Here is a 13,771-nt window from a genome sequence, read left to right as displayed (position 1 = left end):
TGCGCCCGCCGCCCTGATGCGGTTTGCGGGAGTTCCATGCGTTTTCGGACTCCGAGTCGGCCGGTTGTCGGTGGTGGGTCGTACGGTGTCGGCATGGACAGCGATGTGCGATGGGTGGAGTGGGCCGTCGTCGGCAGCGACATCGGCCCCCTGATGCTCGCCGCGACCGGCGAGGGGCTCGTGAGCGTGGTGTTCCACGCGGACGACGCGGTGCGGGAGCGGGCCCTGAGGCGGCTGACGGGGCAGCTGGGCGCGGAGCTCGTCGAGGACGCGTCGGGCCGGCTCGCCGAGCCCATACGAAGGCTGGACGGGTACTTCGCGGGAGCCCTGACGGACTTCGGGCTTCCTCTGGACTGGTCGCTGACCAGCGGGTTCAACCGCCAGGTGCTGCGGGAGCTGGCGTCGGGGGTGCCGTACGGCACGGTCGTGGGGTACGGGGAGCTGGCCGAGCGAGTGGGACAGCCGGGGGCGGCGCAGGCGGTGGGCGCGGCCATGGGCTCCAACCCGCTGCCGGTGGTCGTGCCGTGCCACCGGGTGGTGGAGCGGGACGGGGGGATCGGCGGGTTCGGGGGCGGGCTGGAGACGAAGCGCCGCCTGCTGGCGCTGGAGGGTGTGCTGCCGCAGCCGCTGTTCTGACAGCGGCGCCGCCGCGGACCCGGAGGGCACCGCCTGCCGGCCGGGTACGGGCCCGACCCGGGTGCGGGGCCGGCCCGGGTGCGGGGCCGGGCCGGGTGCGGGGTCGGACCGGGGTGCGGGGCCAGGCCGGGTGCGGGGCCGGGCCGGGTACGGGGCCGGACCGGGTGCGGGGCCGGGCCGGGTGCGGGGCCGGATGCGGGGCCGCGGGGCGTCGGCAACCAGCCGGGGTACGGGGCCGTCGGCCTGGGTACGGGCCCGCAGGCCCCGAGGACGCCGGAACGAGCCGAGGTACGGGACCACGGGCCGGTCGGAGGCCGCCGGCCCTGAGGGCGCCGGTCACAGGCCCGGGACGGAGCCGCAGGCCCGGATACGGGGTCACAGGCCCGGGAACGGGGCCGCACACTCCGAGGACGCCGCGAGCCGGAGGGTACGGAGCCCGCAGGCCCGGGTAGGAGCCGCAGGCCCGGGAACGGGGCCGCACACTCCGAGGACGCCGACCGCCGGCCCGGGGCGGCGCCCGGCGTCGGCCCGGAGGGCACAAGCCGCGCGGGTCCGGGGTGTGGACCGCGCCGTCCACGGCGGGTGGGCGTGGGGGCCGGCTCGCCGTCGGGCTCAGGTTCGGCCGCGCCGCTCAGAGACAGATGTGGTACGCCTTGCGGAGCGTCTCGTGCACCGTCCACGTCGTACGGTCGCCCTCGCGCAGGACACAGGCGTCGCCCGGCCCGATCTCCAGGGTGTCGCCGCCCTCCACCGCCACGGTGGCCCGGCCGCCGACGACCACGAAGAGCTCGTTCGCCTCGGTGTCCGTCACGACTCCGGGCGTGATCTGCCAGATGCCGCGCACCTGCGTGCCGTCGGCGGATTCCCACAGCACCTTGCCGGTCACCACCGGTTCGCCGGAGACGATCTGCTCCGGGTCCAGCGGCTCGGGCTCCAGCTCGGCGTCCGGTAGGTGCACCGCGAAGGACGGTCGGTCGTGGGTTGTCGCGTTCGTCATGGGCGGTGACTGTACGCACCTCCCTCTGGCCACGCACGGTCCGGTGGCCACTGCGCGGTGCGCGCCCGTGGCGGGACGGCACCGAGGTTTGCGGCGGTCGCCACCGCGCCAGGGATGGGGCATGCCTGAGACCACAGTGACGTTGTCCGAAGAGGTACGGGAGGCGATGGCGGCGCACCGCCCCGTCGTCGCCCTCGAATCCACGATCATCGCCCACGGCCTGCCCCGCCCCCGCAATCTGGCCGTCGCGGAGGAGCTGGAGGCGCTGGTAAGGAAGGAGGGCGCCGTCCCGGCCACGATCGCCGTACTGGACGGCGTCGCCCACGTGGGCCTGGACAGGCGGCAGTTGGAACAGGTGGCGGGCGATCCGGGCGTACGGAAGCTGGGGCACCGGGATCTGGCGCCCGCGTTGGCGGCACGGGCGAGCGGGGCGACGACGGTGTCCGCGACGGCGTTCCTGGCCGCGCGGTCCGGTATCCGGGTCTTCGCGACCGGCGGGCTCGGCGGCGTACACCGCGAATGGGCGCAGAGCCAGGACGAGTCGGCGGATCTGCGGCTGCTCGCGCGGACGCGGATCACGGTCGTGTGCGCGGGCGTCAAGTCCATCCTGGACGTACCGGCGACGTTGCAGCGACTGGAGACCCTCGGTGTGACGGTGCTCGGATACGGAACGGAACACTTTCCCGGCTTCTATCTGACGTCCTCCGGCGAGCCCGTCGACTGGACGGTGCGGTCCCCGGAGGAAGTGGCGGCGGTGATGCGCGCCCAGGAGACCCTCGCGGTGCCGGGGACGCCCGGGGCGGCGCTGATCGTGGCCCATCCGGTCCCCCAGGACGAGCAGTTGGACCCGGAGCTGCACGACCGGGTGCTGGCGGAGGCGCTGGACGAGTGCCGGGAGCGGGGGATCGTGGGGCAGGCGGTGACGCCGTTCCTGCTGGAGTATCTGATGCGGCACACGGAGGGGGCGTCCCTGGAGGCCAACCTGGCGGCGGTCCGCGGCAACGTGCGGCTGGCGGCGCGGATCGCGGCGGCGGCAGCGGCTGTGCGGTGACGGCCCTTCTGATCGTCGGTGACGTGGTCACCGACGTGGTGGCCCGGCACCGCACGCCGCTCGTCCCGGCGACCGACACGGCGGCGGAGATCCGTACGCTGCCGGGAGGCGCGGGGGCGAACGCGGCGTGCTGGGCGGCGCGTTCGGGCTGCTCGGACGTGCGGATCCTGGCGCGGGTCGGGACGGACCGGGCGTCCTGGCACGAGGAGCGGCTGCGGGCCGCCGGGGTGCGGCCGCTGCTGGTGCGGGACGAGGAGGCTCCGACCGCGACGGTCGTGGCACTGGTCGACGCGGCCACGGAGCGGACGTTCCTCACGGACAGCGGCGCGGCACTGCGGCTGGCACGTGGTGACTGGTCGCCAACCCTGCTGGACGAGGTGTCCCATCTACACCTGTCCGGATACCTGTTCTTCGCCGCTCCCAGTCGGGAGGTCGCGTCGCTCGCTCTGGCGGCGGCGCGGGAGCGGGGCGTCCCGGTGAGTGTGGACCCGGCGTCGGCGGGGTTCATCGCGGGGCTCGGGGTGCGCTCCTTCCTGGATGCGGTGGAAGGCGTGGACGTGCTGTTGCCGAACGCCGACGAGGCCGCGCTTCTGACGGGCCTGCCCGATCCTTCGGACGCGGCGGCCAAGCTGAGCCACGGCTTCCCGCTGGTCGTGGTGACGCTGGGCGCGGCCGGTGCGCTCGTGGCTCGGTGCGGACGGGTCGTCGCGCGGGTCCCGGCACCACGGGTACGAGCGGTCGACTCGACGGGCGCCGGTGACGCCTTCACGGGTGCCTTCCTGGCGGCCCGCCTGTCCGGCGCACCCCCCTGCGAAGCCGCGGCGGCGGGCTGCCGGGCGGGCGCGCGAGCGGTGACGGTACTGGGCGGCAGGCCCCCCGAACCGTGAGGAGGCACGGTCGTTCGGGGTGACGCCGCCCCCAACGACCGCCCCGAACGACCGCCCCCAACGACCGGCGCGGGCCCGGCAGATACCGTGCCCTGCCCGGGGCCGCCGCCGGTCCGTGGCGCCCGTCAGTCGCCGCTCGCGGGTTCCTTGGCCCAGGCCGAGGTGACCGTGGCGAGGGCCTCGGTGACTGCGGCGGCCCGGGTGGGTGTCGTACGGATGTCGCGGCTGAACTCGATGTGCAGGAACGGCACGCTCGCCTCGGCTGCGCTGCGGCCCTGCATATTGGTCCGGCCCTCCAGCGGGCAGTCCCGCGCCCACGCGCGGCAGACCTCGAAGCCGCGGTCCCGCAGGGCGTTCGCCAGCTTCCTGCCCTCCCCGCGCGCGTCGTCGCCCTTGCCCGTGGACGCGATGACGTCGAAGTCCGGGGCGGTCGAGCGTGCGAAGCCGTGCAGTTGGAGGCCGGGCAGTCCGCGCCGGGTGAGTTCGTCGCACACGGCGTGGAAGACGGTGTCGCGACGGTGCGCCGCGTCCGCCGAGTTGCCCTTGCCGGCGTCGCGGTGTGCGCCCGCGAGCACGAGTACGCCGCCCGGCGTTCCGCGCAGGACCCTGACGCCGAGTTGTTCGGTCGCCTCGTCCGCCACGGGGTGCGGCACTTGCACCGACCAGCCGGCGCGGGCGCCCAGGTCGACGTAGACCCGGCCCCAGCCGCGCGGCGCTGCGCTGTCCTCCGCGCGGTCGGCGATCTCCGCGTACCGTCGCCCGGTGGCGCTGTCGGTGACGGTACGCAGGTCGAAGTCGACCGTGGAGAGCCGCTCGGTGGCCTCGGCGCGTCGGCCGTCGAGGAGCAGCCCGACGCTTTCGGCGACCGCGCGCCGCTCGGTGCGGGTGGGCGGACGGTAGCCGCCGTCCTCATCGAGGTGCGCGGTGAAGTCGGCGACATGGCGCCGCAGATCGACGGCTCCGTCGCCCCCGGGGGTCTCCTCGCCGGTCGGGGATTCCGGGCGCGCGGTGGGGCCGTCCTGCTGAGTGACGTTCAGCACAAGCACCACGAAAGCGCTGACCAGCACGATCGTTGCTGCAATTGTTACCAACTTCGTCCGGTTCGCCTTCATAGTTGTACGAAGATATCTGGGTGATGACACGCTCCCTCCCTCCCCGGTCACTTTCGACCGGTATCACCGCACTCGTCCTCCTTCTGGCGACCGCCGGATGCGGAATGCTCGGCACGGACGAGAAGCCGGAGGCGGGCGGGCCGTCGTTCACCGTCGCCGCCGCGGGGGACATCCTCATCCACCCGCAGCTCACCGAGCAGGCCCGCAAGGACGCCAAGGCCACGGGCAACGGCGAGAAGGGGATCGACTTCGACCCCATGTTCGCGGGGATCAAGCCGGTCATCAGCAAGGCGGACCTGGCCATCTGCCACTTCGAGCCGGTCGTGGGCAAGCCGGAGGGCCCCTTCCAGAGCTACCCGGCCTTCCTCGTCCCGCCGCAGATCGCCACGACGATCAAGGAGATCGGGTACGACACCTGCTCCTCCGCCTCGAACCACACCCTCGACCACGGCGTCGCCGGTGTCACCCGCACGCTGAACACCCTCGACAAGGCGGGCCTGAAGCACACCGGCTCGGCCCGCAGCGCCGCGGAGGCCGCGAAGCCGCTGATCATGGACGTGAAGGGCGTCAAGGTCGCCCAGATCTCCTTCGCCTTCGGTTTCAACGGCTTCGAGATCCCGAAGAACAAGCCCTGGCTGGTCAACCGGACCGACTTCAAGGCCATCGCCGCCGCCGAGCGGGCCGCCCGGAAGGCCGGGGCCGACGTGGTGATCCTCAGCATCCACTGGGGGCGTGAGAACTGGCCGAACCCGAGCCGTTCCCAGCTCCAGCTCGGCCGCAGGATCGCCAAGGAAACCGGCATCGACCTGATCATCGGCCATCACGCCCATGTCGTGCAGCCGATGGAGAAGGTCGACGGCACCTGGATCGCGTACGGCCTGGGGAACCAGGTCGCCCGCCACGACGTGCCCACCGGGCTGACCGAGGAGGGGGTCATCGGCTGGTTCGAGTTCACCCAGCGCGGCGGCACGTGGGACGTCAAGGCCAAGTACGTCCCCACCTTCGTGGACATTCCGCCGGACCCGGACGAGTCCGGCAAACTACCCGAAGGGGCCGTGGAGGACCACCGCCTGATCGACGTGGCCGCCGCCCTCCGCGACGGCAAGGACCTGAGCGACCAGCAGCGCTCGCGCTACCGCCTGGCCTTCGAGCGGACCCAGGGCACGATGCTCAACCGCGGCGCGGCGAAGGACGGGCTGAGGCCGCTGCAGGGGCTCCCTGAGTAGCGCGTCACACTTTCCCCTTCCGCGTACAACCAAACCCCCCGTACATCAGTCTGGGCATTCCGGAGTCGCACTCCTGTGCACCTCCGTGTGTCCACGCGCCCGAGCGGCGTTCGTCCCGCCCGGGCCCCCAGAGAGGAGCTAGCCCCTTGGCCGCTTCGCGTACGAAGCGGCGGCACAAGGTCCGCCGGAGAGCCGACATGTCCCTCTTGGGTGGCATACGTCCGCCCATTGCCGTTCTGTCAGCTCTGCTCCTCGCCCTCGCGGGCATCACCGCCCTCACGCTCGGCCGCGTCGGCCATGACCGCGTCCCCAAGGCGGTGCTGACCTCCCAGCAGCACTTCGCCGAGGACGGGGCCATCGCGCTGCGCGCCGCGGTGGACGAGAGCGTCACGGACCTGAACAGGTCCGCCGCGCTCTTCAGCGCCTCCGCCCCGATGCCCGCCGACGCCGTGCTCGACAAGGTCGGCAACGTGTACCAGAAGTGGCTGGGCACCGCCGTCATCGAGATCAAGTCGGGCCGGCTGCTCGCCGCCCGGGGCGAGCACATGCCCCTCACCGCCATCGACCGCACCAAGCTCGCCCAGGAGGGCGGCCTCGCCCCGCGCATGGTGCGGCTGAAGAACGGTGAGACGCGGCTGCTCTCCCTCGCCCTGCTCACCTGGCAAGGCGAGCCGCAGAAACTCCTGGTCGCCTCCAGCGCCCTGAAATTCCCCGGCATCAGCCTCGGCGGCTTCCGGGCGATCGCCGTGATCGACCAGGAGGGCCACGTCCTCAGCCAGGACGGCATCCCGGAGCCCGAGCAAGTGCTCACGGACCTGCAGCGCGCCGAGGTCGCCGAGTCCAACAAGCAGATGAAGGCCTTCGCCACGGCGGCGGCCGAGAAGTCCCGGCAGAACCCGCTCAGGAGCAAGGAACCCGGCTCCGGCGGCTTCACCGGCGTCAGCGGCAGCCTCTTCGGCGACCGCTACCTCGGCGACCGCTCCATCGCCGGATACGCGACGCTCGCCGCCCCCGAGGCCGGCGAGTCGACCGTCGCCACCGGCCTGGGCCTCACCGTCGTCGCGATGGTCAAGGTCGCCGAGCCCCCGGGCGTCGCCTCCAGCCCCCTCTTCGGCCTGATCGCCGCGGGCGCCCTCCTCCTCATCGGCGGGCTCGCCATCGCCGTACTCATCGGCACCGTGCAGCGCCCGCTGCTCCGGCTGTTCCTGGAGAGCCGCCGCATCACCCGCGGCGATCTGACACGCCCCGTGACCGTGCCCAAGTACGGCGAGACGGCACGGATCGGCATCGCCCTGGAACGGCTGCGCCGCCAGCTCGTCGGCACCGACGCGGGTGGCCCCGGCGACGCCGCGACCGGAGCACCGGTTGGGTCCCGCCGCCGCCGGATCGGCGCCCGCGCCCTGCTCGCCGTCTGCGGTGTGCTGCTGCTCGTCTGGTGCGCGCCGCTGCTCCTGCTGCTCAACCGGGCCGGCGACGCGGTCGTCGTACCGCAGCAGATGGTCAACGACCAGCGCGAGCGCACCGACACCCTGTCCGACCGGGTGCGTCGCGCACTCAACGAGGGCCACGCCGACCTGGCGTCGGTCGCCTCCCTCCTCGGTGACCGCACCGCCCCCGACCAGATGACCCTCGTACTCGAGCGCACCATGGCCGAGCACGCGCGGTACGCGTCGCTGTACGTCCTCGACTCCGACGGCAGGATCGTCGCCCACGCGGGTGAGGACGCGCACAGCCCCGCGGGCAAGGGGCCCTCCACCACGCCGCTCCGGGTGCTGGACGGCGACGGCAGGAAGCCGGTGATCATCGGTACCGCGGAGGTTCCCGGTCGTGCCGGAACCGCCGTGGTCGGTGAGTTCCGCATCGACTTCCTCAACTCGCTGCTCAAGCGCCCCGGGCTCGGCACGGTCCGCGTGGTGGACCAGGACCGCCGCGTGATCGGCGGCAACAACGGCTACCGCGCCTTCCAGGACCTGCCGAACGACCGGCTCGGCGCCCTCGTCAAGGGCACCAACCAGAAGGTCGGCATGAGCCCGCGCCCGAGCGGCGTCCTCTACCGCGACGGGAACGACATCCAGATCGCCGCCGCCGCACCCTTCGCCGGTGGCGGCGCGGCCAAGGATCTCAGCTGGACCGTGGTGAGCTGGCAGCCCGCCTCCGGGCTGGCCATCCCCGAGTACAGCCTGCAGAACCGCACGGTCCTCGCGGGGCTCCTCGGCGCCACCGCCGCCGCGGCCTGCCTCGGCTGGCTGCACATCGTCGTCGTACGCCCCCTGCGTGCCCTGGCGGACCAGGCCGAGGCGCTCGCGGACGGGGACCGCCGCACCGTTCTCTACCCGCGCCACCACGACGAGGTCGGCGCCGTCGCCCGCTCCCTGGAGCTGGTTCGCCAGCAACTCCTGGACCTGCGCAAGCGCGACGGCGGGCCGAAGACCCTCGCCGGAAGGAACTGACCAGCGTGCTCTTCCTCTACACCGTGCTGGTGGTGTGCGCCGCCATCCTGCTCATCGCCGGAATAGTCGAGCAGCGGCGGCACTTCACCAACCTCGAGCACATCCCGACCCGCGTGCTGGTCAACGGCATCCGGGGCAAGTCCTCCATCACCCGGCTGTGCGCCGGCGCGCTGCGGGGCGGCGGACTGACCACGGTCGCCAAGACCACGGGTACGGCCGCCCGGTTCATCCACCCCGACGCGACCGAGGAGCCGGTCTACCGCAAGTTCGGCATCGCCAACGTCGTCGAACAGATCGGCATCGTGCGCCGCGCGGCCGCGTACAACCCGGACGCGCTCGTCATCGAGTGCATGGCCGTCATGCCCGCGCTCCAGGAGATCAACCAGTCCAAGCTGATCCGCTCCACCATCGGCGTCCTCTGCAACGTCCGCGAGGACCACCTCGCCGAGATGGGCCCCACGCTGGACGACGTGGCGCGCTCGCTGAGCCGGTCCATGCCGGAGGGTGGCATCTGCGTCACCGCCGAGAAGGACCGCTTCCACATCCTCCAGGAGGAGGCGGACGCGCGGGACTGCAAGCTGGTCTACGCCGACCCCGAGACCGTCAGCGACGAGGAGCTGCGCGGCTTCAGCTGGTTCACCTTCAAGGAGAACGTGGCCATCGCGCTGTGCGTCGCCGACCTCCTCGGCGTGGACCGCGAGACGGCCCTGCAGGGCATGTACGACGCCCCGCCGGACCCGGGTGTCCTCTCCGTCGAGCGGTACGTCACCGAGGACGGCAAGAAGCTCCGCTTCGCCAACGTCTTCGCGGCCAACGACCCCGAGTCGACGCTGATGAACATCAATCAGCTCCTCGACCTCGGCGCCATCCACCGCCCGCTGAACGTGGTCATCAACTGCCGTCCCGACCGCGTCGAGCGCAACGGCCAGATGGGCGAGATCATCCCCGAGCTCGACCCGGAGCAGGTCTTCGTGATCGGCCACCCGGCGAAGAGCGCCATCGACGCGATCCCCGCCGAGTGGCGGTCGCGCGCGGTCGACCTCGGCGGCGACCGCCGCGACCCCGAGGAGTTCATGGCGCAGCTGCTGGGCCGGCTCGGCCCGGACTCCTCGCTGGTCGCCATCGGCAACATCCACGGCCAGGGCGAAGTCCTGCTGGAGCACCTCGCGGAGCTTCCGGCCGACGACTCCGCCGAAGAGCCGGGCGACGCGCCGGGGAGTGCGCCGGGCGGCGACGCCCCGGCGTCCCGACCGGCCGCGCCGAGCGAGACGATGCAGCTGTACGTGCCGCGGATCGACCCGTACCAGCAGTACCCGGAGGCGTACGAGGCGCGTTACGCGCCGCAGGCCGTACTGCCCCCGGCGCCCGGGACGGAGACGGGCTACGACCCGACGGGCTACGACACCGGCCGGGACGCCGGTCGGGGCACGGGCCCGGACACCGGCCGGGAGACCCCGCCGGAGCCGGGCACGGAGCCCTGGCCGTCCGTGACACAGCCGGAGCATCGCCACCCGGACGACCGGCCGGCCCACACCGACCGGCGGTACGCGGGCGAACAGCGGTACGCGGGCGAGCAGCGGTACGGGGGTGACGCGCCGCCCCACGCCGACGAGCGGTTCCCGGGCGACCTGCCGACCCGAAGCGAGCTCCCGGCCCGGACGGACCAGCGGTACGAGGCCGAGCGGCGCCACCCGGACGACCGGCCGGCCCACCAGGTCCAGCCCACCCGCGCCGGCCACCACCAGCAGCACCACCCGGGGGACCGGTCGGCCCAGGCCGAGCGGGACGCCCCTGGTGAGCGGCGCAGGGACGCCGCGCCGCACGGTGAACCCGCCGCGCAGCGCGGCCTGTTCGAGCCGCGCGTTCCCCCCACGCCCCCCGCCGACGACCCCCAGCAGTGGCAGAACTCAGGAGAGCAGCACCGTTGATCCCCTCCGTCCTCACACCCGAGATCGCCGCGGTCGGCATCGCTCTGGGCCTGCTCTTCTCCCTGGTCTGCTACCTCACGACCAACCTGTCCCCCGGCGGCATGATCACCCCGGGCTGGCTGGCGCTGACCCTCGTCGAGGACCTCCAGCGCGCCGCCATGGTCGTCGGCGTCACCGTCCTCACGTACGTCGGCACGCTCCTGATGCAGCGCTTCGTGATCCTCTACGGCAAGCGCCTGTTCGCCGCCGTCGTGCTCACCGGCGTGATCTTCCAGGCCACGGTGATGATCGTGCTGTCGCTGGAGTTCCCGCTGATGTACAGCAACCAGACGCTCGGTTTCATCGTCCCCGGCCTGATCGCCTACCAGCTGGTACGCCAGCCCAAGGGCCCCACGATGCTCGCCACCGGCTCGGTGACGCTCATGGCCTATGTCGTCCTCACCGCCGGGATCCTCCTCGGCGTCATGCCGTCCGCCTGACCAACGGAGTTCCGCGATGCCCCCGAAGAAGAAACGCCCCGTCCTGCACGCCGCGACCGTCCTCGCCCTGCTCGCCGGCAGCGCGTACCTGACCGTCGAACTCCGCAAGGAGGAGCAGGCGAAGGCCCCCGCCGTGCAGGCCGTGACCGACAGTCCGCTGCTGGAGTCCAGCAACGGGCAGATGAGCGGCGCCCAGAAGTGGGAGCGGCTGAAGAACCCGGAGCGCTCGGTGCTGCTCGGCGAGGACGGGCAGGTCCTCGCCACCTTCACCGACGGCGCGCGCACCGCCACACTCCGTGGCCCGAGCCGCACCTTCACCGAGGCCGCGAACACCAAGTCCCGGGTGGTGACGGACGACTGGGTGCGGCTGATGCCGGAGCCGTGGCGCAAGGGCGCCGAGAAGGAGAAGTGGTTCAAGGACTGGTTCAAGGAGTTCTACGGCAGCGAGGAGGACGACATCTTCGCGTTCGCCTTCCAGTACATGGAGGGCGCGCCGGTCAAGAAGGACGACGAGGGCATCGCCTACGCCGGTGACGCCTCCTTCGGGCCGCTCAACCCGGAGGGCAGCGCGGGCGGCGACCTGCGCGAGGAGCTCTCCGACTTCTACGACTACCTGGGCATCCCGTACACCTTCCGCGACGGCACCTCGGTCCAGCCGGAGGCGAAGCGCACCCGGTCCGTGGACTGCTCGGGCTTCCAGCGGCTGGTGTGGGGCTACCGCGCCCGCTATCCGCTGCGGGCCTCCGACCAGAAGGGCGACGGTCTGCCCCGTACGGCGAACGGCATGGCCCGCGCCAGGATCGGCACCGAGATCATCCCGCTCAAGGGCGTCGGCCCGAAGGACCGCCCCCGGTCGATCGACGTGCTGCAACCGGGTGACCTGGTCTTCTTCAAGCTGGACCAGCGCACGGGTCAGCGCCTCGACCACGTCGGCTTCTACCTCGGCGTCGACACGGACGGCCACCGGATCTTCGTCTCCAGCCGGGAAGAGGTCAACGGCCCGACCATCGGTGACAAGGGCGGTACGTCCCGGCTCGACGGCAACGGCTACTACGCGAGCACGCTGCGCAGCGCCAAGCGCCTGTAGCGGGAGGTTTCTTGCCGGGCGCGGGGGCACTCTCGCGCGACGGGCAACGGGCACGGGGCCGCTAGCCCGTGCCCGTCCAGGCGGGGTGGAGCGGGTCGTCGGCGCGTACGACGACGTCGGCGGCCTCCGCGGGGGTGACCTCGTTCTCGTACCGCTCGAAGGCGGGCAGCGTCCACGGCTGGTCCGTGCGGCGGGCGAGGGCGGCGGGCGACACCCTCAGGTGCACCGTCACGTCGAACGGGAACCAGTGCCCGAGCAGGAACGGGCCGTGCAGCACCAGCACCCCGCCCGGCGCGAGCCGTGTGCGGGGACTGCGGGTCGCTCGGTCCGTGACCGGGTCCCACAGATCGGGCAGCACCAGCCCGGTGCCACCGGGCTCCAGCGGGGCGAACACCTCGCGCCAGAGGGCTCCGGTGTCGAACCAGCCGCTGTAGTACGCGTCGGGGTCCTCCTTCCCGTACTCGTACCGGAGCGACGCCGGCCGCAGGAAGCCCCCGGTGCCGATGACCGCCACCGCCCGTCCACGCAGCCGCAACGCCTCGGCCAGCAGTCGGGCGGGCTCGTCGGGGCGGGCGGCAGGCGGCCCGTCGATGCCGACTTTCAGCCAGGGCCCGCCGTCGCCGGGACGCTCCCCGTCCACGTGCGCGGCGAGGGCGTCGGCCAGGCGTTCCCGGGTGATCGGTTCGAATCTCACGGCTTCATGCTGCCCGAGGGTTGACGCCCGTCTCCACCACGATGATCTGATGGAGTCGGGTGGTTGCCAGAGGGGAACCATGTACCGGTGAGGAGCACGCACAGCGATGGAGACCGCGCTGATTGCTGTGATCGGCACGCTGCTCGGCGCGGTCGTCACGCACTTCTTCCAGGGCCGGGCCGCGCAGCGCACCGCCGCCCTCGCCCGTGCCGAGCAGTTGCGTCAGGAACGGATCGCCACGTACAGCGCGTTCGCCGGTGCGGTCGTCGAGTACCGGCGGGCGCAGAACGCGCGCTGGTACCGCAGGAACGGCTCGCGTGCGGAGGAGGCGCGCATGGAGTCCTACGAGCGGCGGGCCGCCGCCCGGCAGGCCCTGGTCCGGGTGCAGTTGGTCTGCGCCGACCCGGAGACCGTCCAACGGGCCCGGGACACCTTCGAGCTGACGCACTGTATGCACGAGGCCGGGGACGAGGCGGAGCGCGAACGGCGCTCGGAGCGGGCGGTCGAGGCGCTCACCGCCTTCATCGAGGCCGCGGCGCCCAGCGTGCGCTGACATGTCCGTGTCGGCGCCGATCGTGGTGATCGAGCCGCTGAGGCGACGCCTCCGGTGCGCGGAGTGCCTCGGCGGCCCGCTGTCCCGGATGGTCCTGGAGTCCCACGCCCCGCTCTGCCTGGACTGCGCCGACCTCGGTCACCTGGTCCACCTGCCGCGCGGCGACGCGGCGCTCACCCGCCGCGCCCGCGAGGCGAGCGGGCTGTGGGCGGTGGTCGTACGCCACAACCGGCGCCGGACGCGGTACGAGCGCCAGGGCATCCTCGTCGAGGAGGCCGCCCTGGCGCGGGCCGAGAGGGCCTGCCTTGCGGACGCCGAGGCGCGGGCGCGCCGCCGGGTCAGGGACGGGGAACGTCGTGCCGCGGAGGACGTGCGGTTCACGACCGCTCTGGCCGCCGAGATCCTGCGTCTCTTCCCGGGCTGCCCGCCGGACCGGGCCGCCTCCGTCGCGGCCCACGCGGGGCTGCGGGGAAGCGGTCGGGTGGGGCGGACGGCGGCGGGGCGGGCACTGGACGAGGGCGCGGTGACGGCAGCCGTCCGGGCGTCGGTGCGGCACCTGGACACGGAGTACGACGCCTTGCTGATGCGGGGCGTCCCCCGCCGCCAGGCGCGTACCCGTGTGGCACCGGTCATCGACGCGGTGCTGGGGTCCTGGCGGCGGTGAAACCGGG

At 72.9% G+C, this 13,771-nt stretch carries 13 protein-coding genes; 10 read left to right on the top strand and 3 right to left on the bottom strand.

The window, feature by feature from the left end; all coding sequences use genetic code 11:
• Positions 1-93: 93 nt before the first annotated feature.
• Positions 94-636 (top strand): methylated-DNA--[protein]-cysteine S-methyltransferase, encoded by a 543-nt coding sequence (locus tag ABZZ38_RS04200; RefSeq protein ID WP_356735536.1) that lies wholly within the window; start codon positions 94-96, stop codon positions 634-636.
• Between the two features lie 631 nt (positions 637-1,267).
• Here ABZZ38_RS04200 and ABZZ38_RS04195 read toward each other — a convergent pair.
• Positions 1,268-1,633: a cupin domain-containing protein gene (locus ABZZ38_RS04195; protein ID WP_356735534.1), complete on the bottom strand. Its 366-nt coding sequence runs from the start codon at positions 1,631-1,633 to the stop codon at positions 1,268-1,270.
• A gap of 121 nt (positions 1,634-1,754) precedes the next feature.
• Here ABZZ38_RS04195 and ABZZ38_RS04190 point away from each other — a divergent pair, with 121 nt between their 5' ends.
• Positions 1,755-2,684, top strand: a complete 930-nt coding sequence (locus ABZZ38_RS04190) for a pseudouridine-5'-phosphate glycosidase (RefSeq protein WP_356735532.1) — start codon at positions 1,755-1,757, stop codon at positions 2,682-2,684.
• Positions 2,681-3,571: a PfkB family carbohydrate kinase gene (locus ABZZ38_RS04185; RefSeq protein ID WP_356735530.1), complete on the top strand. Its 891-nt coding sequence runs from the start codon at positions 2,681-2,683 to the stop codon at positions 3,569-3,571. The genes ABZZ38_RS04190 and ABZZ38_RS04185 overlap by 4 nt, the downstream gene beginning before the upstream one ends.
• Before the next feature lie 125 nt (positions 3,572-3,696).
• Here the strand turns inward: ABZZ38_RS04185 and ABZZ38_RS04180 are convergent, their stop codons facing one another.
• Positions 3,697-4,683, bottom strand: coding sequence for a hypothetical protein (locus tag ABZZ38_RS04180; protein ID WP_356735528.1), 987 nt, complete (start codon positions 4,681-4,683; stop codon positions 3,697-3,699).
• A 23-nt stretch (positions 4,684-4,706) separates the two neighbouring features.
• Here ABZZ38_RS04180 and ABZZ38_RS04175 point away from each other — a divergent pair, with 23 nt between their 5' ends.
• From ABZZ38_RS04175 to ABZZ38_RS04155, 5 genes are all read left to right on the top strand, one after another.
• A complete protein-coding gene (locus ABZZ38_RS04175) occupies positions 4,707-5,909 on the top strand; it encodes a CapA family protein (protein ID WP_356735526.1) in 1,203 nt (400 codons plus the stop codon).
• A gap of 197 nt (positions 5,910-6,106) precedes the next feature.
• Entirely contained in the window at positions 6,107-8,359 is a 2,253-nt protein-coding gene (locus tag ABZZ38_RS04170; RefSeq protein ID WP_356735524.1) for a HAMP domain-containing protein, read from the top strand.
• A gap of 5 nt (positions 8,360-8,364) precedes the next feature.
• Positions 8,365-10,287 carry a poly-gamma-glutamate synthase PgsB gene (pgsB, locus tag ABZZ38_RS04165; RefSeq protein ID WP_356735522.1) on the top strand — a complete coding sequence of 641 codons (1,923 nt, stop codon included), beginning with the start codon at positions 8,365-8,367 and terminating at the stop codon, positions 10,285-10,287.
• Positions 10,284-10,766 (top strand): poly-gamma-glutamate biosynthesis protein PgsC/CapC, encoded by a 483-nt coding sequence (locus ABZZ38_RS04160; RefSeq protein WP_356735520.1) that lies wholly within the window; start codon positions 10,284-10,286, stop codon positions 10,764-10,766. The genes pgsB and ABZZ38_RS04160 overlap by 4 nt, the downstream gene beginning before the upstream one ends.
• Before the next feature lie 16 nt (positions 10,767-10,782).
• Positions 10,783-11,853, top strand: coding sequence for an NlpC/P60 family protein (locus ABZZ38_RS04155; RefSeq protein ID WP_356735518.1), 1,071 nt, complete (start codon positions 10,783-10,785; stop codon positions 11,851-11,853).
• A 61-nt stretch (positions 11,854-11,914) separates the two neighbouring features.
• Here the strand turns inward: ABZZ38_RS04155 and ABZZ38_RS04150 are convergent, their stop codons facing one another.
• On the bottom strand, positions 11,915-12,547 hold the full coding sequence (locus ABZZ38_RS04150) for a uridine kinase (protein WP_356735516.1): 633 nt from the start codon (positions 12,545-12,547) through the stop codon (positions 11,915-11,917).
• A 106-nt stretch (positions 12,548-12,653) separates the two neighbouring features.
• Between ABZZ38_RS04150 and ABZZ38_RS04145 the strand changes: the two genes are divergently transcribed.
• Both ABZZ38_RS04145 and ABZZ38_RS04140 read left to right on the top strand, forming a co-directional pair.
• Positions 12,654-13,100, top strand: a complete 447-nt coding sequence (locus tag ABZZ38_RS04145) for a hypothetical protein (RefSeq protein WP_356735514.1) — start codon at positions 12,654-12,656, stop codon at positions 13,098-13,100.
• 1 nt (position 13,101) lies between these two features.
• Positions 13,102-13,764 (top strand): DUF2293 domain-containing protein, encoded by a 663-nt coding sequence (locus ABZZ38_RS04140; RefSeq protein WP_356735512.1) that lies wholly within the window; start codon positions 13,102-13,104, stop codon positions 13,762-13,764.
• Positions 13,765-13,771 lie beyond the last annotated feature (7 nt).

The sequence above is a fragment of the Streptomyces sp. NPDC006368 genome (assembly GCF_040612535.1).
Classification (GTDB): Bacteria; Actinomycetota; Actinomycetes; order Streptomycetales; family Streptomycetaceae; genus Streptomyces.
This window is presented reverse-complemented; position numbering and strand designations above follow the sequence as displayed.